This window comes from Kitasatospora sp. NPDC088742 (genome assembly GCF_055584905.1).
Window position 1 is genome coordinate 36,930 of the sequence record NZ_JBVJLD010000023.1, and the last position, 22,866, is coordinate 59,795.

Consider the following 22,866-nt stretch of genomic DNA (forward strand, 5'->3'; position numbering starts at 1 on the left):
TCAGCTCCAGATGCCGCTGACGGCGCCGACCTCGGCGGCCTTGCCCGCGTGGGTGGTGAGCCCGGCGAGGTCCTCCAGGGTGCGGAGCAGGTGGTAGTGGTTGTACTTGGTGGTCGGCGCGCTCCCGGACTTGACGGGCTGTCCGTAGAGCACGGTGGGGATCTGGTTGCCGCTGTTGCGGTCGTCCTCGTCGTAGGTGACGACCAGGACGCTGTTGTGGGTCTTGGCCCAGTCGGCGTACGCGGCCAGGTTGTTCTTGATCCAGCTGTCCCCGGTGCCCACACCGCAGTCGTGCATGTCGCTGCAGAGGTTGGGCACGACAAAGGAGACGGTGGGCAGTTGGGTGAAGTCGGTGGGGAACTGGGCGAAGGTGTGGCCCGACCTGACCGGCACGTTCCTGAAGGCGAACCAGGGGTTGTGCTTCTGGGCGTACTTGCCGCTCTTGCAGGTGGTGGAACCCTCGCTGGGCAGGGACTCGTTGTAGCTGCCCCAGGTCCGGCCGGCCGCGATCAGTTCGGAGCCCAGGTTGGCGGCGGACATCGAGCCGACCGTGTAGCAGCCGTCGCCGGTGATGCCCTGGGTCCCGCCGGAGAAGAGGGCGAAGTAGTTCGGCTGGCTCGGGTGGGTGATGCCGTAGGAGGCCTTCAGGACGGCGCCGCCCTTGGCGAGGGTGTTGATGTACGGCGCGCTGCTGCTGCCGATGATCTGCGAGTAGGCGTGGTTCTCCATCACGACCACCACCACGTGGTCCGGGCGCGGGAAGGTGGCCGCGGCGGAGGTGGTGGAGCCGGTGACGGTGAGGGTGCCGGCGATGGTGGCCGTCAGGGCAGCGGCGAGCACGAGGGTCTTCCGCGCGCTGTGGGGGTTTCCGCTGGACATGCTGATCTCCTGTGTCGGGGTGGGGAGTCGGGGCGACGGTCGGGAGCAGCTCGGGGCAGGGGGGTGCGCGGCACCGGGGCACGTGGGGGCTCCTGGCGGGGAGAGGGTGCGTCGGGGCCACCAGGAGTACCGCCCGGCGACCGGCCGTGGGCGCCAACGGCCGCCAGTGGCGCAGCCTTGCCACGACTCGCGAACGGTCGCCCGTCCGTCAGATCCAGCCGTTGCGGGCCGCGTGCAGCGCCATCTGGAAGCGGGTGACCGACCCCGCACGGGAGTTGAGCTGCTCCAGGTGCCGCGAGAGGGTCCGGCGGCTGATGCCGAGCAGGTCGGCGATGGTCTCGTCGGTGACCCCGGTGGCGAGCAGTTCGACGATCCTCCGCTGGACCGGGCTGAGCGCGGGCGGCACCCGCTCCCCCAGGTGCATCGGCAGCGCGGCCCGCCAGGAGGTCTCGAACAGGCCGGTCAGCGCGGAGAGCAGGCTGGAGGGGTGCACCAGCAGCAGCGAGTCGTTCACCTCGGCCTCGACGAAGGACATCGAGACGATGGCCAGCCGCCGGTCGAAGACGGTCAGCTTGACCGGCACGGAGGGCAGGATCCTGGCCGACTCCCCCGCCGCGATGGAGGGTTGGATGTTCACGGCGTAGTAGGCGGCGTGCTGGACGGCGGAGCGGGAGTAGACGACCCGGTACTCCACGCCCCGCCGGAGGTTCTCGATCTCGATCGGGTTGGCGGCCCCGTGGGTGTGGTACGGCGGGGAGTCGAAGCGCAGCACCTCGCGCTCGGCCGCCGCCTCGATGGTCTCGATCGTCTCGACGATGGAGTCCCCGGTGACCACCTCCACCAGGTCGTCCGTCCGCTGCGTCCCGGCCGAACGGCGGTACCCCCGGTAGGCGTTGACCGCCGCCTGCTGCGCCGCGCGCAGCTCGGCGGCCCGGCTGTGCGCCAGGTACTCCAGTGCCACGGTGGGCTCCACCGGCACGTGACGCCGCCCGTCGGCCACCGAGACGGTGACCAAACCCAACCGCCGCAGCCGCGCCAGCTCCTCCTCGGTCCCGTACGCCTCCCCGCCCCCGCCCTCGGGGCCGGCCTCGGGGCCGGTCCCCAACAGCGCGCCGTACAGCTCCGCCTCACGGTGCGTCAGGCCGAGCCGGCGCAGGTGGGCCGGCAGGTCCTCGTCGTCCATGCGTGTTCCTCCCGCGACGTGCGGCCCTGGCACCCACCGCCACCGGCCGCGTTCCGGGGATGGTGGCATGGACCGGACACCCTGCTCCAGCCGGACCGTATGGCGGATGCCCGTCCACGCCGCTGGCCGGCGATCGCCACCACCCGGGGGGCCGCCCGACGGTGGACCCCCCTGCTGACCGGGCCTCAACTCCGCCCGGCCGGGCCGCCGTCCGGGGTGAACGCGTGCCGGAAGGTGAAGGCCTGCGGCGCCGGCCCGTGGTCCCGCAGGTGCTCCAGCCTGGACACCCCGTCCCGCCAGGTGGGGGTGGTGCCGTCGGCCGCCCACCAGACCACGTGGTTGGGCTGCCCCGTCCGCTCGAACCAGTCCTGACGCCTCCGCAGCGCCCCGCCGTGCGCTCCGGCGTAGACGGCCTCGAAGGCGGCCCGCGAGTCGGTCCAGAGCGAGAGCGTCGCGGCCAGCGCGGTGGTCTCCGCCGTCCGCCCCTTCCCGTACCACTCCGGCACGGCGAACTCCCCCCAGACTCCCCAGTCCGCCTCGAAGAGCACGCCCGGCTCACCCGCCACCGGTTCGGCGTGCCCGAGGTACCCGGGATGCCCGGCGATCGTCCGGTAGACATCCTCACCGCTCTCGTAGAGCTCGCGCGTGAGCGGCCCGGGATCGGCGAGCGGTGACTTCAGGACTCCGAAGGTGTACAGCGCGAGTCGGGGCATGGCGGCTTCCCTCCCTGGACGGGGTCCCCCGTACGGAACTCCCCTGCGACCGTGGGCGATCACCCACGAGCCGGTGACAGTAGCCGCCTTTGCCGATCATGTCGACGTTGCGTTTTCGCTGCTCGGATGCCCTCTCGACCCAGGTTCACCGGGCCCGTAGCACACCCGTCGCACACCCGACGGAGCGTCAGGGGCGCCTCGCCCCACTTCTGGACCGAAGGAGTGGTGCGGCTCGTGCGGGAGGCCGCCGCCGACCCGTCGACGTGCGTACCCCTGGTCGTCCTGGGCCGCGAGGCCGAGCGCCGGCCGGGCGTCAGTGCCGCCGACCGAGCCGCGCTGGAGGCCCAACTGGCGGGCCTCGTCCCGGATCCGGCCTCCTGGGTCCGGGCGCTCTGCGACGGTGACGCGGGCTTCTACTACGCCCGGGCGGCCACCCGGGCGATGACCAGCCCGGACGTGACCCGTCGCAACCTCGGCGGCCGCAGCAACGTGGTCACCGTCTAGGACCACCTGGGCTTCGCCTCGTCGACCCTGGTGTTCAAGCCGACGCACACGAGGAACGTCGAACGCAACACCGCGACCGCGCAGGCCGTACGGGCCGCGCTCACCCGCGTGGACGCCGGCGCCCGCTTCCGCACCAGCGACCTGATCACCACCCTGGACGTGGACGGGCCGAGCGGTCTCGCGGACCCTGCGTCCGACGGGAACGTGATCACCGTCCGGCGGTTCGAACACGGCACGGTCCTGGCTGACTTGCTCTTCCCCGAGACGGAGGAGGTCTCTGCGGACCTGCTCAGGCGGGCGGCCGTCTTCCTTGCCTACATCCACGCCGCTCCCCGCCCGGGTGACCCGCCGCCCTCCAAGATCCGCGCCGGGGTACGCGGTCGGGTCCGGAAGCCGCTCGGCAGCGTCTTCCCCAAGGGCTCCGACGGACTGGTCGACCGGACCTTCGACCGCTGGTGGGCCCTGCTGGCCGACGCGCCGACGCTCCCCCGCCGGGACGCGCACGCGTACAACTGGCTCGCCACCGACGACGGAAGGCCCGTCGCCATCGACCTGGAGGCGACGGGCCACGAGCCGGTCGGCTACGAACTGGCCCAGCTGACGGACGACTTCCCCGCTCTGCCTCCCACCTCTTGGGACCTCCGCCGCGAGGTGCTCGAAAGCTACGTGCAGGCGTTGCGCGAGTGCACCGGTACGCCCTACGACGAAGCGGAGGTCGAACGGATCTGGACCGTCTACCGAGCCTCACTGATCGTCAGGGCAGTGCGGTGCGTGACGAATCAGGCCGGCGACCCCGTGCTCCGCGGGCACGGCGAGGCACTGCTGGACGAGATCAGCGCCCACCCCGAGTGGGGCCCCGTCCACGAGGTGGCCGTCACCCTGCGCGACGCCTGGGCCGAGCGGCGCGGCGCCCCCGGAGGCGCGCCGCTGCGGGAGCTCAACCTCGGACGCAAGCGGCGCATCAGCAAGACCCTCGCCTACCAACTGCGCCACAATCCCCAGCTGCCCAAGAACCCGCAGGGCTGGGCGCGGCTCGACGACCTGCTGGCCGCGCTCTCGGCGGGCGGACAGTCCGTGTCCCCCGCAGAGGTGCTGGCCGTGGCCCGAGCGGTGGACGAGCCGCGCTTCGAAGTCTGGGACAACCTCATCCGCGCCGGCTACGGCCACACCACCTCGGCACCCGACGACCACGCGGTCGAAGTCCCGGGCGGACCGCTGTACCACGCCACCTCGTCGGCCAACCTGCGCGAAGTCTTCCAACGCCGTCAGGGCCTGCGGCCGATGACCCGCAAGGCCGTCCACCTCACCACCGATCCCCGCACGGCCATGCTCGCCGGACGGCGGCACGGCCCGACCGTCCTGCTCTCGGTCGACGCCTCCACCGCCCACGGCCTCGGATCCCGCCTGGCCGGCGGCACCACCTGGCTGATCGACGCCGTCCCGGCCGAAGCCCTTGCGGTGGTGCCCCTCCACCGGCTCTTCTCCGCGCACTGAGCCGCGACGTCATCCGACACACCATCAGGAGCGCGGCGCTCCTGCCTCAGCGGTGCTCGGGGTTCTCGAAGTCGTAGCGGCAACCTGCGTCCCAGCCGGAGCGCTGGTTGCCGTGGGCCGGGATGCCGCCGGCGTCCTTGAGGAGGCGGGCGAGGTGGAGGAGGTTCCACGTCATGAAGGTCGTGTTGCGGTTGGTGAAGTCGTTCTCCGGCCCGCCGGAGCCCTCGTCCAGGTAGGACGGGCCAGGACCGGCCGGGCCGACCCAGCCGGCGTCGGCCTGGGGCGGGATGGTGTAGCCGAGGTGCTGGAGGCTGTAGAGGACGTTCATCGCGCAGTGCTTGGCGCCGTCCTCGTTGCCGGTGATCAGACAGCCGCCGACCCGGCCGTAGTAGGCGTACTGGCCCTGGGAGTTGAGGACGGAGGAGCAGGAGTAGAGCCGCTCGATGGTCTGCTTCATCACCGAGGAGTTGTCACCCAGCCAGATCGGCCCGGCCAGGATCAGGATGTCGGCGGACATCACCTGGCTGTAGACCACCGGCCACTCGTCGGTCTCCCACCCGTGCTCGGTCATGTCCGGCCAGACCCCGGTGGCGATGTCCAGGTCCACCGGCCGCAGCACCTCGACGGCCACGCCCTGGCGCTCCATGATGCCGGTGCTGAGGTCGATCAGCCCCTGGGTGTGGCTGCGCTCCGGGGACCGCTTGAGCGTGCAGTTGAGCACGACCGCACGCAGGTCGGCGTAGGAGGTCCCGGCATCGGTCGTCATCACGTGCTCCTGGTGGACGGTCGGGCCCTGACGGACGGTCGGTGGCCCCACCCCACCACGCCGGGCGCCGATCCCCGCACTGGACACGCCGCCCAGGTCACGGAGTGCGGGCGGGGCAGTTGACGGAGCGCCCTCGGAGGCGGGAAGGGCAGGGAGGAGCGGTCGAGAATCGCTGCAGGCGGGGGCTGGGCCGTTCGGGGTATCCGTCCGCCTGTTGGCGCGGGATCGGGCGTGGGCGCGGTCAAGCTGGGTGGGCTGCCCCGTCGGGGGTGGTCGAGGAGGGGAGACGGACGTGGGTGGGAAGTCGCCGAACGTGCAGCCGGTGCTGGCGGCGCCGAGTCGGGCCGCGCTGTTCCTGGTGATGACCGTGGAGGCCGGCGGTGAGCCGGTGGTGCGGGAGTTGCTCGGGGATCTGGCGGGGCTGGTGCGGTCGGTGGGGTTCCGCCGGCCGGAGGACCGGTTGAGTTGTGTGGCGGGGATCGGGTCGCAGGCCTGGGACCGGCTGTTCGACGGGCCGCGGCCGGCCGGGCTGCATCCCTTCGTGCCGCTGCGCGGCGCGCGGCACACCGCCCCCTCCACCCCGGGCGACCTGGTCTTCCACGTCCGGGCGCAGCAGGCCGACCTCTGCTTCGAGCTGGGCACCCTGATCACCCGTCGGATGGCGGGTGCGGTGCGGGTGGTGGACGAGGTGCAGGGCTTCACCTACTTCGACCAGCGCGACCTGCTGGGCTTCGTGGACGGCACCGAGAACCCCGAGGGGAACCCGGCGGTGGAGGCGGTGTACGTCGGCGAGGAGGACCCGGGGTTCGCCGGGGGGAGCTACCTGATCGTGCAGAAGTACCTGCACGACCTGGACGGTTGGGACCGGATCGGCTCGGACGCGCAGGAGCGGGTGATCGGCCGCACCAAGCTCTCCGACGTCGAACTGCCGGACGGCGTGCAGGCCCCGGACTCCCACGTGGCGGTCAACCAGGTGCTGGACGAGGACGGCGAGGAGCGGCAGATCTACCGGGCGAACATGCCGTTCGGCTCGCCCGGGCGGGGTGAGTACGGGACGTACTTCGCCGGGTACTGCCACACGCCGGAGGTCACCGAGCAGATGCTGCGCAACATGTTCCTCGGCACCGAGGACGCCTCGCACGACCGGATCCTGGACTTCTCCACCGCCGTCACCGGCAGCCTCTTCCACATCCCGACCGCCGACTTCCTGGAGGACGGGCCGAGCGCCACCGCCGCCCCCTCGGAGCGCCAACAGCCGGAGAAGGACGGCTCGTTGGGGATCGGCAGCCTCAAGACCGCTTCCGTACAGGCCGATTGACCGTCCCCCAGTGAAAGCACCGTGAGCACGTGGACAACCTGCACCGCGAACTGGCCCCGATCAGCGAGGCCGCCTGGTCCGAGATCGAGGAGGAGGCCCGCCGCACCTTCGTCCTGCACCTGGCCGGACGCCGGGTGGTGGACCTCTCCGGACCGGCCGGCCCGGCGCTCGCCGCGGTCGGCACCGGGCACCTGGCCCCGCTGCCGCCGCCCGCCGAGGGACTGCGGGCCCGGGCCCACCAGGTGCGGCCGGTGGTGGAGTTGAGGACGCGTTTCACGCTGAGCCGGGACGCGGTGGACGACGTGGAGCGCGGGTCGAAGGACAGCGACTGGCAGCCGGTCAAGGACGCGGCCCGGACCATGGCCATGGCGGAGGACCGGGCGGTCTTCGACGGCTGGCCGGAGGCCGGGATCTCCGGGCTGCGGGCCGCCGCGGACAACCCGCCGGTGGCGCTGCCGGAGGACGTCACCGCCTACCCCGACACCGTCAGCCACGCCCTCACCACGCTGCGGCTGGCGGGCGTCGGCGGGCCCTACGCGCTGCTGCTGGGCGCGGACGCGTACACCGCGGTCAACGAGACCTCCGACCACGGCTACCCGATCCGCCAGCACATCGCCCGCGCGCTGGACTGCCCGCTGATCTGGGCCCCGGCGCTCACCGGCGGCGTGCTGCTCTCCACCCGGGGCGGCGACTTCGAGCTGCACCTGGGCCAGGACCTCTCGATCGGCTACCTGCGGCACGACGCCGACACGGTGGAGCTCTACCTCCAGCAGGCGCTGACCTTCAGCCTCTACTCCCCCGAGGCGGCCGTACCGCTGGTCTGAGCACGCGCCTGCGGCTGAGTGGTCGTCAGCCCGGGGCGACGCCGGCAGCGCGGCGGCGGCGAAGGTCGGCCAAGGCGCTGGCCATCGCCGCCACCTCGAAGCCGAGGGCCACCAGGATGCCCACCTGGAAGGCCGAGGCCCAGGAGTGGCCGGCGGCCAGGTGGGCGAAGAAGGCGGCACCGACGCAGGCCACGCCGATCGCGGTGCCGAGCCGCTGCGCGGTCTGCAGGACGCCGCCCGCCGTGCCGGCCCGCGCCAGGGGTACGTCGGCGAGGGCCAGCGCCAGGTTGGGGGCGATCACCAGGCCGGAGCCGATCCCGGCCAGCAGGAGCGGAGCGGCCGTCGCCCAACCGGCGTTCTCTCCGGGCGCCAGGTGGACGGCCAGCGCGGCCAGGCCCGTGCCGGCGATCACCAGGACCAGGCCGGCCACGATCAGGGCCCGGCCGTACCGCGTCACCAGCCGTCCGCCCACCGCCGCCGAGACCGCCGAACCGGCCGCGAACGGGGTGACGGCGAGTCCGGCCGCGAGGGCACTGTAGCCGAGCCCGTTCTGGAGGTAGAGGGTGAAGATGAAGAAGATCGTGGTGAAGCCCGCGAAGTAGAGCATCCCGAGCACCGCACCCCAGACGTACGAGCCGGCGCGGAACAGCTCCAGGTCCACCAGCGGTACGCCGCCGGCCCGGGCGGTGCGCAGCTCCCAGGCGGTGAAGGCGGTCAGCAGGGCCAGGCCGAGCGGGATCAGCCACCACTTCGCCGCCCCCTTCCACTGCTGCTCCTGGATCAGCGGCAGCAACACCGCGACCAGGCCGGTGCCGAGCAGCAGCACCCCGACGCCGTCGATCCGGCGCCCCAGGCGGCCCCGCGAGGAGCCGCAGCCGGCCCGGCCGGGGATCAGCCGCAGGGCGAGGGCGAAGGCCACGATGCCGATCGGCACGTTGACGAAGAACACCCAGCGCCAGCCGTCGGCCGGGCCCGCCGCCTCGATCAGCAGGCCGCCGGCCAGCGGGCCGACGGCCGTGGCCAGGCCGACGGTGGTGCCGAAGTACCCGAAGGCGCGGCTGCGTTCGGGGCCGGTGAACATCTCCTGGATCAGTCCCGAGATCTGCGGGCCGACCAGTCCGGACGCCACCCCCTGGAGCAGCCGGAACAGCACCAGGGTCAGGGCGGTCGGGGCCAGGCCGCAGGCCGCCGAGGCGGCGGTGAACGCGGCCAGGCCGGTCAGGAAGGCGGTCCGGCGGCCCCACATGTCGCCGAGCACCCCGGCGGGGATCAGGGTCAGTCCGAAGGTGAGCGCGTAGCCGGAGAGCACCCAGGAGAGTTCGGCCGGGCCGGCGTCCAGGCCCCGGTCGATCGAGGGCAGGGCGACGTTGACGATCGAGACGTCCAGCAGGCTCATGAAGCCGACCAGCAGACAGACCCCGAGCGCCTTCCAGCGGCGGCTCCCGTCGGCGCCCTCGTTCACGGCTCTCCCCGGAGGCACGGCCATCGACGGGTGGTCACCTTTCGGGTGGTGTGGGCTCAGCGGTACTCGTCCCGGGCCACGGCCAGGTCGTCGGCGATGGTGAAGGCGACGGCCTCGTCCAGGGACTCGTCCCGGCTGGCCTCGCCGTGCTCGGCGCCGCGGTCCTGGTCGGCCTCGACCAGGTGGACCGCGGCCTCCTCCGCCGCGGCGGCTCCGGCGTCCGGGCCGACGTCGAAGCCGGTGACGTCGTCCTCACCGCCGAGCAGGCGCCCGGCCCGGGGTGACGGTCCGTCGGCCCAGCGGTCGTCGACCACGTCGGGGACGGTGTCCGGCTCCTCCTCGGCGAGGTGCTGGTCGAGCGACTCGCCGGTCCTGGCCTCGGCGGCCGTGGTGCCGTAGGCGGTGGCGCCGCGGTAGCCGTCGGCGGGAATGACGCCGGTGTCCAGCGGGTCGTCGTCGAGACGGTCGGTGAGCAGGCTGTCCGCCGGTTCGAGCACGCCGTCGTCCTCGGCCGGGAGGTCCTCCCCCTCGTCCCAGTCCGCCATCAGACACCTCCCTGTACGACCCGGGCACCGCGTGACCGGTCATGCCCATGCTTCTTACCGGCGGGGCCGGGTGCAACTCCGCATGCCCGCTGAAGAGGCCGACCGGGTGGGACCGCCCGCCTCCCGGCCCCGCGATCGGGCGTCCGGCAACCGGCGCGGCGCCTCTCCTGACGACCGGTCAGGGCCGCTCGGGGCCGGTGCCCGCCCGCAGGGCGGCGGGTGTGGTGCCGTACCAGCGGCGGACCGCCCGCCGCAGGGCGCGGGCGTCGGAGTATCCGCTCCGCGCGGCCACCGCCTCGATGCCGAGGTCCGTACGCCGGAGCAGCCGGAGGACGTCGGCCCGGCGGAGGTCCTCCGCCTCGGCGGTCCAGGTGGTGCCGTGGTCCTCCAGGCGGCGCTGCAGGGTCCGGGGGCTGAGGTTGAGCCGGCGTGCCACGAGCGCCAGCGTGGGAATGGTCTCCCCCTCGGCGGCGGCGCCGAGGGCGGCGTGGAAGAGGTCCAGCCAGCCGCGGACGGCCACCGCGCCCGCGAGGCTCTGTTCGGCGTGCCGTCGCAGCACCGCCGAGAGGCCGGGCTGGGCGTGCGGGGTCGGGGACTTCAGGTCGGCGGCGCGGAAGGTCATCGATCCGACCGGTGCCTCGAACTCGATCGAGCGAGTGCCGTAGAGCTCTGCCAGGGCGCCGTGCCGGCCGGGGGCCGTCGTGCTCAGGGTGACGCGCACCGGCACCACAGAGCGCCGGGCGGCCGCGCTCAGCCGCTCCTGGACGAGGGCGAGCGCGCAGGCCCGGACCGCGGCCGCTCCCTCGTGGGACATGTCGGCGCGGTTCACGTGGGTGAGGGTGACCTGGCCGCCGTCCTCGGTGACCTCCAGGCTGTCCGTGCCGGTGTCCAGGACGGCGCCCAGGTAGCGGACCGCGTCCCGCAGGCCCTCCAAGGGGGTCGGGGCCGAGGTGATCAGGTAGTCCCAGACGCCGAGGCCGCCGACCTCGGAGTGCCGGGCCAGCACCTGGGCGACCTCGGTCCAGGGGGCCCGGACCGTCATCAGCTCGGCGATCCGGATGCTGGTGGTGGTCGGCGGCCGGCACCGGTCGTCGTGCAGGTGCTCGGGGTCCAGGCCCACCAGCCGCGCGTACCCGTCGGCCGGGACACCGAGGCGGCGCGCGCCGTCGACGTTCAGCCGGGCCAGGGCCGAGGAGGTCGTCCCCGGGTGCGCGTTCTCGATCACGAGGACGCAGCATAGGCGAGCGGGCATGACAAGCAGCGGGCGGGCCTCCGGAGCGCTGGCACGAACGGTCCCCTGACTGACGCGCCGGGCCCCCGCCGAACCGTCGCCCGGCCCGTAGCGTGGTGAACGCCGCGAGGCCGGGCGAACCGCCCCACGGGGGTGGGCGGTTCCCCGAGCCGCCGCCACCCGCCGTGAACAGCGGATGAATGCTCCGTCACGCCTGAAGGCCCGTCAAGTTCCCTTTCAGGCAGGGCCGCCTTCCCGAACAGGCACCTCTCGCCGCCCGACGGCCGCGCCCGAGCACCCCAAGACGCCGGAATTGCGCCACTGTTGGCGCGTTCGCAGCCCTCCGGTCCCCCTTGCGCACCGTGCGGGGCCCGGAACGGCCACCGAGGGCAAGGGTTCACACAACCGTCGTCTCACCTCACAGTCCCGTGTCCATTGGTCTATACCAATTGCGGTACGGTCCTCCCAGGATGCTGTCGAAACACGCGGCTGTGGGGGCCTCATGACTGTCCATCATCTTCCTCAACCACCCTCTGACCAGGAGCTCTACTGGTATTTCGGTCCACAGCGCCGCTGGGTGCTGATCGTCACCTCGCTGGCGTTCAGCTTCACCGCGGTGACGATGCTGACCTTCTCGCTGCGGACCCCGGCCCTGTGGGCCTTCCTCGTGGTGCTGGCGGTCAACCTGGTCGCCCTGGCGTTCTCCTCGCTCAACAGCCTGCGGGCCCGCCGCCTCACCCGGCAGTCGCACGAGGTGCTGGTCAACGCCTGGCACCCGGCCGAACTGCCCACCGTGGACCTCTACCTGCCGACCTGCGGCGAGCCGCTGGACGTGCTGGCCAACGCCTACCGGGCGGTGGCCGAGGTGGAGTGGGCCGACGCGCTCACCGTCTGGGTGCTCGACGACGCCGACCGGCCCGAGGTGGCCGAGCTGGCCGCCGCGCACGGGTACGAGTACGTGGTCCGCCCGGACCGCGGCGCCTTCAAGAAGGCCGGCAACCTCAACCACGCGCTGACCCTCAGCAAGGCCGAGTTCGTGGCCATCCTGGACGCCGACTTCGCGCCCAGGCCGGACTTCCTGCGCCACCTGGTGCCGTACTTCGCCGAGCCGGGCATCGGCATCGTGCAGAGCCCGCAGTGCTTCGACACCGACGAGGCCATGGGCTGGATCCAGCGCGCCGCCGGCTCCGCCCAAGAGTGGTTCTTCCGGTGGATCCAGCCCTCCCGGGACGCCAGCGACGCGGCCATCTGCTGCGGCAGCAACGCGGTCTACCGCCGCACCGCGATCGACGCCGCCGGCGGCTTCGCCAAGCTGGACCACAGCGAGGACCTGTTCACCGGACTCGCCCTGTACGCCCAGGGGTTCAAGACCCTGTACGTGCCGGTGCTGGTCGCCAAGGGCACCTCGCCGGACAACCTGGCCGCCTTCGTCAACCAGCAGTACCGCTGGGCGATGGGGAACCTGCACCTGCTCAGCACGCCCGAGCTCAAGCGGATCGGCGCGCCCTGGCGGATGCGCCTGTGCTTCTACGAGGGCGTGGTCGGCTACCTGACCACCGTGGTGAACACCTTCGCCGCGCCGCTGCCGCCGCTGGTGATGCTCTTCTGGTACTCCGACGAGATCCGGCCCTGGCACGTGCTGCCGCTGCTCGCGCCGCTCTGGCTCTGGCACGTGCTGCTGCCCCGGATCAGCCGCACCCGCTGGCGGGTCGAGGTGATCCGCGCCAACGTGCTGATGAGCGTCGCCGCCGGCGCCGCGTTCTGGCACACCCTGCGCGGCCGCAGCGCCGCCTGGGTGCCCACCGGCTCGGCCGGGCCGGGCAAGAGCAAGTCGGGCCGGCTGGCCCAGCAGGTCACCGTGGTCTCGCTGGTCTGGCTGGTCGGCTCGGTCGGCGCCGCCACCGTCGGCCTGGCGCTCGCGATGGCCGAGCACGGCGTCGCGTCCACCTGGGGCCTCGGGCTCTACCTGCTGGTGCAGCTCCAGATCAGCCTGCCGCTGATCCGCGACCTGCTGATCGAACTCGTTCCGGGCGCCTCGGAGACCGTCGAGGCCCGCAACGCCAACCGGGCCCGCCGGGTGATGCTGCCCCGCCGCTGGCCGGAGGCGCTCGCCGCCACCGCCGCCCTCGTCCTCGTCGCTCTGCTCGCCTCCGGCTGGGTCCGCCCCATGCTGCCCTGGCTGGGCTGAAAGGTCGTCACACCGATGTCCTCGTCCGTGGATTCGGACCTCCGTCCCGCCTCCTACGTCATACCCGCCCAGCGGCCGGCGCCTCCGCGCCCGGCCGCCCGGCTCCGCCCCTCCGGCTTCCGGGGCGACATCGAGGGCCTGCGCGCCCTCGCCGTGCTGGCCGTGCTGGCCTTCCACGCCTCGGTGCCCGGCCTGGCCGGCGGCTTCGTCGGGGTGGACGTCTTCTTCGTCCTCTCCGGCTACCTGATCACCCATCTGCTGGTGCGCGAGGCCGTCACCACCGGCCGGATCCGGCTCGGCGAGTTCTTCGCCCGCCGGGCCCGCCGCCTGCTGCCCTCGGCCGCGCTGGTGCTCGGCGTGGTGGCCCTGGCCGGGGCCTGGCTCACCGTGCCGCTGCGCCGCACCGACCTGGAGTACGACGTCCTGGCGGCGGCCCTGTCGATCGGCAACTGGCGCTTCATCGCCCAGCAGACCGACTACCTGGCGGCCGGGCGGGACGAGAGCCCGCTGCTGCACTTCTGGTCGCTGGCGGTGGAGGAGCAGTTCTACCTGTTCTGGGGCCCGCTGCTGGCCGCCGTCGTGTTCTTCGCCGGGCGTGCCGCCCGCCGGGGCCGCTCGGTGCGCTCGGTGACCACCGTCATCGCCGCCGGGCTGACGGCCGGCTCCTTCGCCCTCGCGCTGGTCTGGACCCACGGCTCCGCCTCGCTGGCGTACCTGGCCACCCCGTCCCGGGCCTGGCAGTTCGGCGCGGGCGCGCTGCTCGCGCTGCTGCCCTGGCACCTGCTGCCCTCCACCCGGACGCTGCGTCAACTCTGCGGCTGGAGCGGCCTGCTGGCGATCGTCGCGGCGGTGCTGCTGTTCGACGCCAAGACCCCCTACCCCGGCTACGCCGCCCTGCTGCCGACCCTCGGCACCGCCGCCGTCATCCTGGCCGGCACCCCCGACCGGACCGGCGCGGGCACCGACCAGGGGGTGAACCGCCTGCTGGGCCTGCGGGCGCCCCGGGCGCTCGGCCGGCTCTCCTACAACCTCTACCTCTGGCACTGGCCGGTGCTGATCCTGGCCGAGGCCCGGTTCGGCGCGCTCTCCTGGCCGGTCAAGGTGGCGCTCACCGCCGCCGCCGCGCTGCCCGCGGCGGCCGCCATGCGCTGGATCGAGACGCCGCTGCGGCACAACCGGACGCTGTCCGAACTCCCGCGCCGCGGCCTGTCGTTGGGCCTGGCCGCGGTCATCGTGCCGGTGGTGCTGGCGCTGGTGGTCGGCACCGGGACGCTGCGCGTGCTCGGCCCGGCCAAGCCGGTGGACCTGCTCGGCCTGCCGCCCGGCTCCCCCGACGGCACCTCGCTGCTGGTGCAGGCCGCCGGCGCGCCGAAGGGCGGCCCGGTGGTGCCCGATCCGGTGCAGGCCCGGCAGGACTTCCCGCCGGACGGCGAGTGCGAGGTGGCACCGACCGCGGTGAGCAGCCCCGCCTGCCTGTTCGGCAACACCACCAGCACCGACCGGATCGTGCTGCTCGGGGACTCGCACGCCGGCCAGTGGTTCTCCTCGATGCTGGCCATCGCCGCCGAACGCGGCTGGGCGCTGGAGGAGTTGGTCAAGCAGGGCTGCCCGCTGCCCGAACTCACGGTGGTGAATCCCCAGTTGGGCCGCACCTACCGGGAGTGCGACACCTGGCGGGCGGCTGCGCTGGACCGCATCGCGCGCGGCCCCAAGCCCCGGCTGATCGCCGTCTCCACCCTCAACCGCTACACCGACGACCGCGAACTGCTGCTCCAGGGCTGGGAGAAGACCCTCGCCCCGCTGCGCGCCCTCGGCGTGCCGGTGGTCTACCTCCAGGACACCCCCGTCCCCGGCACCGACGTGCCTGCCTGCGTCTCCGGCCACACGGCCGACCCGGCGGCCTGCGTCTTCGACCGCGCCAAGGCCGAGTGGCCCGACCCGCTGGCCGAGGCGGTCGCGGCGGGCCGGATGCCGGGCGTGCGGAGCGTCTCGGTGAACCAGGTGCTCTGCCCGGGCAGCGGGAAGACCTGCCCGGCGGTGCTGGAGCGCATCCTGCTCTACCGCGACGACGCGCACATCACCAACGTGGCGGCGGTGGTCCTCACCCCGCGCCTGGAGCGGCTGCTCACCGAGGCCGGGCTGGTGCCCGCCCGGGGCGGGTCCGTGCCGGTGGCGGGCGGCTGGACGCAGCTGCTGCGGGACGACTTCGACGGGCCGTCCGGCAGCCGTCCCTCGGCCGCCAACTGGCAGTACGACCTGGGGACTTGCTACCCCGGCTGCCCGGCCCAGCAGTGGGGCACCGGCGAGGTCGAGACCATGACCGACTCCACCGACAACGTCCGGCTCGACGGCCGGGGCGCGCTGGAGATCGTCCCCACCCGGGCGGCCGACGGCGCCTGGTCCTCCGGCCGGATCGAGTCCCGCCGGGCCGACCTCAAGCCGCAGCCCGGCGGGGTGATGCGGATCGAGGCCTCGATCGCGCTGCCGGACGTCACCGGCCCGGCGGCGGCCGGGTACTGGCCGGCGTTCTGGACGCTCGGCGGCGAGCTGCGCAACGGCTACACCGGCTGGCCCGCGATCGGCGAGCTGGACGTGATGGAGAACGTCAACGGCCGGGACGCGGTCTTCGGCACCATGCACTGCGGCGTGCTGGACGGCGGCCCCTGCCGGGAGCCCAAGGGCCTCGGCTCGGGTGAGGTCCGGTGCGACGGCTGCCGGTCCGGCTTCCACACCTACGCGGTGGAGGTCGACCTGACCGCCGGGGCCGAGCAGGTCCGCTGGTACCTGGACGGCCGGGAGTTCCACCGCGTGGAGGCCGCGACGATGGACCGGGCCAGCTGGGACCGGGCCGTCGGCAAGGGCCTGTTCCTGATCCTCAACGTCGCCGTGGGCGGCAACCTCCCCGCCGCCTACGGCGGGACGCCCGGCCCGGCCACCGAGCCCGGCCACCCGATGCGGGTCGACTACGTCTCCGTCGCCACCAAGGCGGCCGGCAGCCGGAGCTGACGCCGCGTCACGTACCCGGGCCCCGTCGGACACCGTCCGGCGGGGCCCGTCCGCGTCACCGCCCGGAAGCCGAGGAGGAGGCCGAAGCCCCGGCGGACGGGGTGGTGGTGCGGAAGCCCGAGGGCTGGGGCGACGGGCCGCCGGGGGAGGTCTCCTGGGTGCCGCGCAGCGCCGTGTACACGGGCTCCCGGCCGACCAGGTCCACCAGTTCGGGCAGGGTCATCGCGGCCCGGCCCGAGGTCGGGTTGGTCACCGAAAGTCCGAAGACGGTGCCGGTCGGCGAGGCGAAGGTGGCCTCCAGGCGCGGGTCCTGTCCTCCGAAGAAGGAGATCCAGCCGGTCGAACCGTCGCCGAGGGTCCGCCGCACGCACTCGGTGGCCTTCTGAGCCCCCGTCAGGGTGCAGGGCGAGGCCTGGGGCTGCCCCGGTGCGACCCGCAGGCCGCCCCTGACGCCCAGTCGGACACCGTCCGCGAGGGACCCGGGCGGCGGGGAGGGGCTGCCGGGCTCCGTCAGCACGAGCGAGGTCACCGACCCGCCGAGGTGCATCACGGAGAGCCGCGGCGGCGCGGCCTCCCGCACCGCCGCCCACAGCGTCGTGAAGCTCGACTCGACGCTGGGCGGCCGGACCGGGCCGGTCGGGGAGGTGCCGGGGTGCGGCGAGCCCGTGACCGTCTCCGGTGTGACGGTGCCGGGCCCGAGGGCGGCCGGCCCTCCTCCCGCCGTCACGTTCACCACCAGCAGCACGGCGGCTCCCGTGAACGCGGCGCCGAGCAGGCAGGCGCGGGCCCGCCGGGCCCGGCGCAGCCGCCGCCCGCGTTCGCGCACGGGTGCCAGCACCACCGGCACCGCCGGCAGCGGCGGCTCCGAGTGGTCCAGCACACCGTCGAACAGGGCGGTGGCCAGCCGGCCCTCCTGCTCCGGCCCGGGGTCAGCTGCGGTCATCGTCCCTCTCCTCACTGGTCGTCATGGTCGTTGGTGGTGCGGCGCCGCCGGGTCAGTCCGCGGCCAGGTCGAGGACCGAGTCGCCCAGCACCTGGCGCAGCGCGGCCAGCGCCCGGTGCGCGTCCGACCGCACCGTGCCCTCCGCGAGGCCGAGCACCCGGGCGGTCTCCGCCACCGTCTGGTCCTCCCAGTAGCGGAGCACCAGCACCGCGCGGTACTGCGGGCGCAGCTGGGCCAGCGCCGCGCGCAGCGCCAACTGCCGGTCGCTGTCCGGCCCGGCGGCGGCCGCGGTCTCGGGCGGTTCGGGCAGGCTCAGCTCGGTGCTGGAGCGCCGCCGCAGCCGGTCGATGTGGTCGCGCACCATCACGGTGCGGACGTACGCCCCGGCCTTGTCCGGTTCCCGCAGGCGGCGCCAGCGCGCGTACAGCTTCACCAGTGCCCCCTGCACCAGGTCCTCGGCCGCGTGCCAGTCCCCGCACAGCAGGTAGGCCGTCCGCCGTAGCGCCGGATACCGCGCCGCCACGAACTCCTCGAACCCGGCCTCACCGCTGCCCGCACCCATCCCCGCGCCCCCTCGATCCGTCCGGGGGTTCCGTCCCCCGCCTCTCTGACGCGGTGGGAGGCCCGTTCCGCTGCAGCTTCCGCGCGGTGACTTCCCGTCAGGGGTGTCTGGCCGCTTGCGTCCAAGGCCCGTTCCGTCCGGGCGGAGGGTCTTCTGCCGGGTGTCCCGGAGCACAAGGATGGTGATCACCGGCCGGACAGCGCCTGCGGAAACCCGCGGCCCCGGCGATTCCAGCTCTCCCAGATCGGGGTACCACCATGTCCGCACACCGTCCGACGCGCCTCACCGTCGCCCTCGCGGCCACGTCCGTCCTGGCGGCCGTGGTGACGGCCGGCGCTCAGGGGACGGCTTCGGCGGCCTCGGTCGCCACCTGGGACAAGGTGGCGCACTGCGAGAGCACTGACAACTGGTCCATCAACACCAACAACGGCTACTACGGCGGCCTGCAGATCAACCTCTACAACTGGCAGCACTACGGCGGCACCCAGTACGCGGCCCGGCCCGACCTCGCCACCAAGAAGCAGCAGATCCTGATAGCCGAGAAGATCCTCGCCGACCAGGGCTACAAGGCCTGGGGCTGCTGGCCCGGCACCGGCCTGGACACCGACCGCGCCGACCCGTACCCCGCCGCCCCGGCGAACACGGTGCGCCTGGTGGACCTCAAGCCGGGCGGCACCCTGCAGAACGCCGAGGGCGACTTCGCCACCGGCCAGTGGTCCGGCTGGAGCGACATGGGCGCCACCGGCGTCACCGAGGTCACCAGCGCCGCGACCGGGTCCGTCAACCGCGTCTTCGCCATCCGGGGCGGCCAGATCTTCGAGAAGGACGGCAACTACGCCACCGGCCAGTGGTCCGGCTGGTTCCAGCCCGCCACCGGTGCGCTGCCCGGCAACGCCGCGGCCATCTCGGCCTCCTCGTTCGGGAACACCGTCCACCTGGTCGTCGTCGGCACCGACGGGCACCTCTACAACACCGACGCCGACTACAGCGCCGGCAGCTGGAACGGCTGGACCGACCACGGCGGCAGCTACAAGCGCGTCACCAGCGCCACCACCAGCGACAACGTCAACCACGTCTTCGCCATCAACTCCAACGACCAGGTGGTGGAGAAGGACGCCAACTACGCGACCGGTACCTGGAGCTCCTGGACCACCGCGGGCTCCAGCGTGTTCACCGCCCAGGACGTCGCCGCCTCCGCCTCCGGCCGCACCGTGCACCTGAGCGCGGTCGCCCCCGACGGCAGCTGGTCCAACACCGACGGCAACTTCGCGACCGGCCAGTGGAACGGCTGGTTCAAGATGTCCGGCGGCAACCTCAAGCGCATCACCAGCGCCACCGCCAACAACGTCAACCACGTCTTCGCCACCGACACCGGCAACCGCCTGCTGGAGATCGACGGCGACTACAACACCGGCACCTGGGGCTCCTGGGCGCCCGCCGCCGGTGGCGCCGACTCCCTGAGCGCGACCGCCGCCTTCACCAGCTGACGCACCGTCCGACCGGCCCCCGGGCCCGCTGCCCGGGGGCCGGTCGCAAGTGCTCCGTGTACACCTCATAGGCTTTCGAGCCGACCCCCGTGAACCGCGCCGCCATCCGGCCGTGCCGCATTTGGAGACGACATGCCCCGCCTGACCGCCCTCGCCGCCACCACCGCCCTGCTGGCGGCCGTCGGGTGCAGCGCCATCGCGCCCACCGCGAGCAGCGCGGCCACCACTACGGGCACCTCCGCCCAGAGCGCGGCCGCCGCGAACACGCCGGTGGTCCGGGTGCTGCCGCTGGGCGACTCGATCACCTTCGGCCGCAGCAGCTGCACCGGCAACGGGTACCGCGGTCCGCTCCAGGGCCTGGCCGCCGCCGGTGGCCGGTACGCGATCGACTTCGTCGGCTCCAACCGCAACGGCGTGATGGACGACTACGCGAACGAGGGCCACCCCGGGTTCACGGTGGATCAGATCGCCAAGGGCATCGACGACGGCTGGCTCTCGGCCGCCGGCCCGGACGTGATCCTGCTGCACATCGGCATCAACGACCTCAACCAGGGCGCCAGCAGCACGGACACGGCGGGCCGGGCGGTCGCCCTGGTCAACAAGATCTTCGCCGCGCGGCCCGGCGTGACCGTGATCATGCAGGGTCTGATCGGCGCCAGCACGGGCATGAACAACCCGATGCCCGTCAACCTCTCCGCCAGCATGGACGCCTTCAACACCCGCCTCCAGCAGGAGGAGGCGGTCCAGCAGCAGGCGGGCCGTCACTTCCGCTTCGCGAAGGCCCCCGCACTGAGCCCGTCCCAGATGAACGACGGCCTGCACCCGAACGACGCCGGCTACGCCGTCTTCGCCCAGGGCTTCTCCACCCTGCTCGACCAGGCGTACACCGCCCACTGGTTCTCCGGCACCAGCACCCAGCTCGCGCGCCCCGCCGACACGGTGCGCCTGGTCAGCCTCAAGGACGGCCGCCTGCGCAACGTCGAGGGCGACTTCACCGCCGGGCAGTGGAGCGCCTGGAACGACATGGGCGCCGACGGGATCACCGAGGTCACCAGCGCCGCCACCTTCTCGGTGAACCGGATCTTCGCGATCCGCGACGGCAGGGTCTACGAGAAGGACGGCGACTACTCCGCCGGCCAGTGGTCAAGCTGGTTCGAGCCCTCCTTCGGCGGTACCCTCCCCAGCCGGGCCGTCTCGATCTCCGCGTCCGCGCTGAACCACGCGCTGCACCTGGTCGTGGTCGGCGAGGACGGACACCTCTACAACGCCGACGCGGACTACGAGGCCGGCCGCTGGACCACCTGGACCGACCACGGCGGCGGCTTCAAGCGCGTCACCAGCGCCACCACCACTGACAACGTCAACCACGTCTTCGCCATCGACGCCGCCACCAACCAGGTGATGGAGCGGGACGGCGACTACTGCGCGGGCCGCTGGAGCGGCTGGACCAACTCCGGCTCGAGCCCCTTCACCGCGAAGGACGTGGCCGCCTCCGCCTCCGGCCGCACCGTCCACCTCAGCGCCGTCGCACCGGACGGCACCTGGGCCAGGACGGACGGCGACTTCGCCGCCGGGCACTGGAACGGCTGGAACACACTGCCCGGCAGCGGCCTCACCCGGATCGCCAGTGCCACCGCCAACAACGTCGAGCACGTCTTCGGCACCAGCGGCGGCCGGCTCAAGGAGCTCGACATCAACCTCGCCAACGGCACCATGAACGGCTGGGCCGAGGCAGCGGGCGGGGCGGACTCGCAGGGCGTCACCTCCTCCTTCACCAGGTGACGGACCGCGCACACGACGCCGAGGGGCGGCCGGGTACTCCCGGCCGCCCCTCGGCGTGGGCGCTCCGCTCAGTCGAGGCGGGCGTCGAAGGCGAGCACCTCGACCAGGGCGTCGACCGAGGCTTCGGGGAGGCCTCGGGAGACGAACCAGGCGCCGATGTTGCGGACGTCGCGCTCCAGGAACGAGCGGCCGCGCGGGTTGGCGATGACGTCGACGATCTGGGGGACGTCGATGATCACCAGCCGGCCCTCGTGGACCAGGGTGTTGTAGGCCGAGAGGTCACCGTGGGCGTAGCCCTGGCGGGCGAGCACGGAGAGGCTGCGGCCGAGCTGGTCCCAGAGGTCCTCGACGTCCACCTCCTCGGCGGCGTACTGGGCGAGCCGGCGGGCGGCCACGCCGTTCTCGTCGCCGACGAACTCCATCAGGATCTCGGTGCCGGTGATCTGCACCGGGTACGGCACGGCGACCCCGGCCTCCCAGAGGCGGCACAGGGCGGTGAACTCGGCCCCCGCCCACTGCCCGGCGATGGCCTCCTTGCCGAAGGAGGTCCGCTTGGCCATCGCCCGGCTGATCCGGGACTCCTTGTGCTGGCGGCCCTCCAGGTAGCCGGAGTCCCGGTGGAACATCCGGTGCTGAGCGTCGCGGTAGCGCTTGGCCGCCATCAGGGTGCGGCGGCCGGTGCCGGGGACGGCGCGCTCGACCAGGAAGACGTCGGCCTCCTTGCCGGTCTTGACGATGCCGAGCTCGGTGTCGACGGCGGCGAGCTCGGTGATCACCCAGTCCGGTCGGGGCTCGGGGCCCTTCTCGGTCGGGGTGGACTGGTCCCAGGTGGACCAGCGGTCGCCCTCCGGCGGGCCGTCTCCGGCGGAGGTGGTGGTGGCGGTGGGCTCGGGGTCCTCGTCGACGGAGAAGTCGGAGGACTCGGCGAACTCGGGGAAGAAGTACTCGGGCTCGACGTCGTCGAACCGCTCGTTCCGGCGGCCACGCCGGGCGCCGCCCTTGGGGCGGATACGGGAGAAAGAATCACTGTCTGCGAACTGCTCGCGCACTGCGGGGGCTCCTGAGGAGTCGGCCCACCGGGGTGCGTCGGAGAGTGTGACGCGTCGTCAGCCGGTGGGCTGGAAACGGAAGTAGGCGTATGGCGCGCAAGAAGAAGCGCGCCGCGACACGGCGGCAACCATTCGGACACACCTCCTCGGAACTTCCGGACTCACAACAGCTTGATCACCATAGCAGCGGCCATCGGCGGCGGCGCAAGTGGTTTTTCTCAGCCTTCCACCGGGTGCGGGCGCAGCACCGTCAGCTCCCCCTCCCGGCGGGCCACCAGGGCGAAGGGGAAGCGGTCGAGTTCGAGGCAGAGCGCCACGTCGTCGGGGTGGACGCCCTCCCGGACGCCCTGGGCCAGCTCGGCGGCGGCCAGCGAGCCGGCCGCGCGCCGCAGGTAGGGGCCGGCGTCGACGGAGACGGAGAGTGGTGCGGCCGCGCGGCGGGCGATGTACTGCGCGCAGGCCAGGTCCTCCTCGGCCGTCCCCCGCTCCCCCGTGACCACGAAGGTGACTTCCCCGGCCCCGGGCCGGTGCTCGCGCAGCAGCGCCGCCGTCGCCCCGGCCACCGCGAAGCTCGCGCAGAGCACCAGCCCGGCGTCCTGCACCGCGAGGGCCCCGACCGTCCCGGCGGTGGTCTTCTGGACGACGGTGCGCCCGGCGAGGTCGGCCGTGCGCAGCAGGCCGGGTGAGTTGACGGCGTCGAAGCCGGGGGTGGCCGGGCCGTCCTTGAGGGCGATCCAGCCGGGGTGACGGGCCTTCAGCTCCAGGGCCTCGTCCGGGGTGGCGGCCAGCACGATCCGTTCGGCTCCCCGGCCGAAGGCCCAGGCGGCCGTGGTGAAGGCCCGCATCACGTCCACCACCACGGCCACGGCGGGGACTTCGGTCAGTTCTTCGATGGCGAGGAAGCGCGTGTCCATCGGAGGACTGTGGCAC

The 22,866-nt window shown here is 73.2% G+C and carries 19 protein-coding genes; 8 read left to right on the plus strand and 11 right to left on the minus strand.

The window, feature by feature from the left end; translation table 11 throughout:
• The 3 genes from ACZ6ZR_RS19415 to ACZ6ZR_RS19425 form a co-directional block, all read right to left on the minus strand.
• The gene (locus ACZ6ZR_RS19415) at nt 1-879 is read right to left on the minus strand and encodes an alkaline phosphatase family protein (RefSeq protein ID WP_465643869.1); all 879 of its coding nucleotides are present in this window, start codon (nt 877-879) and stop codon (nt 1-3) included.
• Nucleotides 880-1,087: 208 nt separating this feature from the next.
• Entirely contained in the window at nt 1,088-2,062 is a 975-nt protein-coding gene (locus ACZ6ZR_RS19420) for a helix-turn-helix domain-containing protein (RefSeq protein ID WP_465643870.1), read from the minus strand.
• Nucleotides 2,063-2,247: 185 nt separating this feature from the next.
• Nucleotides 2,248-2,775 (minus strand): DUF3291 domain-containing protein, encoded by a 528-nt coding sequence (locus tag ACZ6ZR_RS19425; protein WP_465643872.1) that lies wholly within the window; start codon nt 2,773-2,775, stop codon nt 2,248-2,250.
• Nucleotides 2,776-3,000: 225 nt separating this feature from the next.
• Between ACZ6ZR_RS19425 and ACZ6ZR_RS19430 the strand changes: the two genes are divergently transcribed.
• Entirely contained in the window at nt 3,001-3,279 is a 279-nt protein-coding gene (locus ACZ6ZR_RS19430) for a hypothetical protein (protein WP_465643874.1), read from the plus strand.
• Nucleotides 3,280-3,309: 30 nt separating this feature from the next.
• Entirely contained in the window at nt 3,310-4,773 is a 1,464-nt protein-coding gene (locus ACZ6ZR_RS19435; protein ID WP_465643876.1) for an RNA 2'-phosphotransferase, read from the plus strand.
• A gap of 46 nt (nt 4,774-4,819) precedes the next feature.
• Here ACZ6ZR_RS19435 and ACZ6ZR_RS19440 read toward each other — a convergent pair whose 3' ends face one another.
• Nucleotides 4,820-5,539, minus strand: a complete 720-nt coding sequence (locus ACZ6ZR_RS19440; RefSeq protein ID WP_465643878.1) for a flavodoxin family protein — start codon at nt 5,537-5,539, stop codon at nt 4,820-4,822.
• A gap of 292 nt (nt 5,540-5,831) precedes the next feature.
• Between ACZ6ZR_RS19440 and ACZ6ZR_RS19445 the strand changes: the two genes are divergently transcribed.
• Nucleotides 5,832-6,857 (plus strand): Dyp-type peroxidase, encoded by a 1,026-nt coding sequence (locus tag ACZ6ZR_RS19445; RefSeq protein ID WP_465643879.1) that lies wholly within the window; start codon nt 5,832-5,834, stop codon nt 6,855-6,857.
• A 29-nt stretch (nt 6,858-6,886) separates the two neighbouring features.
• Nucleotides 6,887-7,681: a family 1 encapsulin nanocompartment shell protein gene (locus tag ACZ6ZR_RS19450; protein WP_465643881.1), complete on the plus strand. Its 795-nt coding sequence runs from the start codon at nt 6,887-6,889 to the stop codon at nt 7,679-7,681.
• Between the two features lie 25 nt (nt 7,682-7,706).
• On the opposite strand, the gene ACZ6ZR_RS19455 is transcribed toward ACZ6ZR_RS19450, so the two are convergent.
• From ACZ6ZR_RS19455 to ACZ6ZR_RS19465, 3 genes are all read right to left on the minus strand, one after another.
• Nucleotides 7,707-9,167, minus strand: a complete 1,461-nt coding sequence (locus ACZ6ZR_RS19455) for an MFS transporter (RefSeq protein WP_465643883.1) — start codon at nt 9,165-9,167, stop codon at nt 7,707-7,709.
• 32 nt (nt 9,168-9,199) lie between these two features.
• Complete coding sequence (locus ACZ6ZR_RS19460; RefSeq protein ID WP_465643885.1) at nt 9,200-9,688, minus strand: DUF5709 domain-containing protein; 489 nt, start codon at nt 9,686-9,688, stop codon at nt 9,200-9,202.
• A 178-nt stretch (nt 9,689-9,866) separates the two neighbouring features.
• The gene (locus tag ACZ6ZR_RS19465; RefSeq protein WP_465643887.1) at nt 9,867-10,913 is read right to left on the minus strand and encodes a helix-turn-helix domain-containing protein; all 1,047 of its coding nucleotides are present in this window, start codon (nt 10,911-10,913) and stop codon (nt 9,867-9,869) included.
• A 508-nt stretch (nt 10,914-11,421) separates the two neighbouring features.
• Between ACZ6ZR_RS19465 and ACZ6ZR_RS19470 the strand changes: the two genes are divergently transcribed.
• Both ACZ6ZR_RS19470 and ACZ6ZR_RS19475 read left to right on the plus strand, forming a co-directional pair.
• Complete coding sequence (locus ACZ6ZR_RS19470; protein ID WP_465643889.1) at nt 11,422-13,107, plus strand: glycosyltransferase family 2 protein; 1,686 nt, start codon at nt 11,422-11,424, stop codon at nt 13,105-13,107.
• 15 nt (nt 13,108-13,122) lie between these two features.
• On the plus strand, nt 13,123-16,113 hold the full coding sequence (locus ACZ6ZR_RS19475) for an acyltransferase family protein (protein ID WP_465643891.1): 2,991 nt from the start codon (nt 13,123-13,125) through the stop codon (nt 16,111-16,113).
• A gap of 55 nt (nt 16,114-16,168) precedes the next feature.
• Here ACZ6ZR_RS19475 and ACZ6ZR_RS19480 read toward each other — a convergent pair whose 3' ends face one another.
• Nucleotides 16,169-17,056, minus strand: coding sequence for a hypothetical protein (locus tag ACZ6ZR_RS19480; RefSeq protein ID WP_465643892.1), 888 nt, complete (start codon nt 17,054-17,056; stop codon nt 16,169-16,171).
• 52 nt (nt 17,057-17,108) lie between these two features.
• Nucleotides 17,109-17,618: a SigE family RNA polymerase sigma factor gene (locus ACZ6ZR_RS19485; protein WP_465643894.1), complete on the minus strand. Its 510-nt coding sequence runs from the start codon at nt 17,616-17,618 to the stop codon at nt 17,109-17,111.
• 257 nt (nt 17,619-17,875) lie between these two features.
• Between ACZ6ZR_RS19485 and ACZ6ZR_RS19490 the strand changes: the two genes are divergently transcribed.
• The gene (locus ACZ6ZR_RS19490; RefSeq protein ID WP_465643895.1) at nt 17,876-19,105 is read left to right on the plus strand and encodes a transglycosylase family protein; all 1,230 of its coding nucleotides are present in this window, start codon (nt 17,876-17,878) and stop codon (nt 19,103-19,105) included.
• Between the two features lie 132 nt (nt 19,106-19,237).
• Nucleotides 19,238-20,887, plus strand: a complete 1,650-nt coding sequence (locus ACZ6ZR_RS19495; RefSeq protein WP_465643897.1) for a GDSL-type esterase/lipase family protein — start codon at nt 19,238-19,240, stop codon at nt 20,885-20,887.
• A gap of 68 nt (nt 20,888-20,955) precedes the next feature.
• On the opposite strand, the gene ACZ6ZR_RS19500 is transcribed toward ACZ6ZR_RS19495, so the two are convergent.
• Nucleotides 20,956-21,936: a serine protein kinase RIO gene (locus tag ACZ6ZR_RS19500; RefSeq protein WP_465643898.1), complete on the minus strand. Its 981-nt coding sequence runs from the start codon at nt 21,934-21,936 to the stop codon at nt 20,956-20,958.
• A 218-nt stretch (nt 21,937-22,154) separates the two neighbouring features.
• Nucleotides 22,155-22,850, minus strand: a complete 696-nt coding sequence (locus tag ACZ6ZR_RS19505; protein ID WP_465643899.1) for a 2-phosphosulfolactate phosphatase — start codon at nt 22,848-22,850, stop codon at nt 22,155-22,157.
• Nucleotides 22,851-22,866 lie beyond the last annotated feature (16 nt).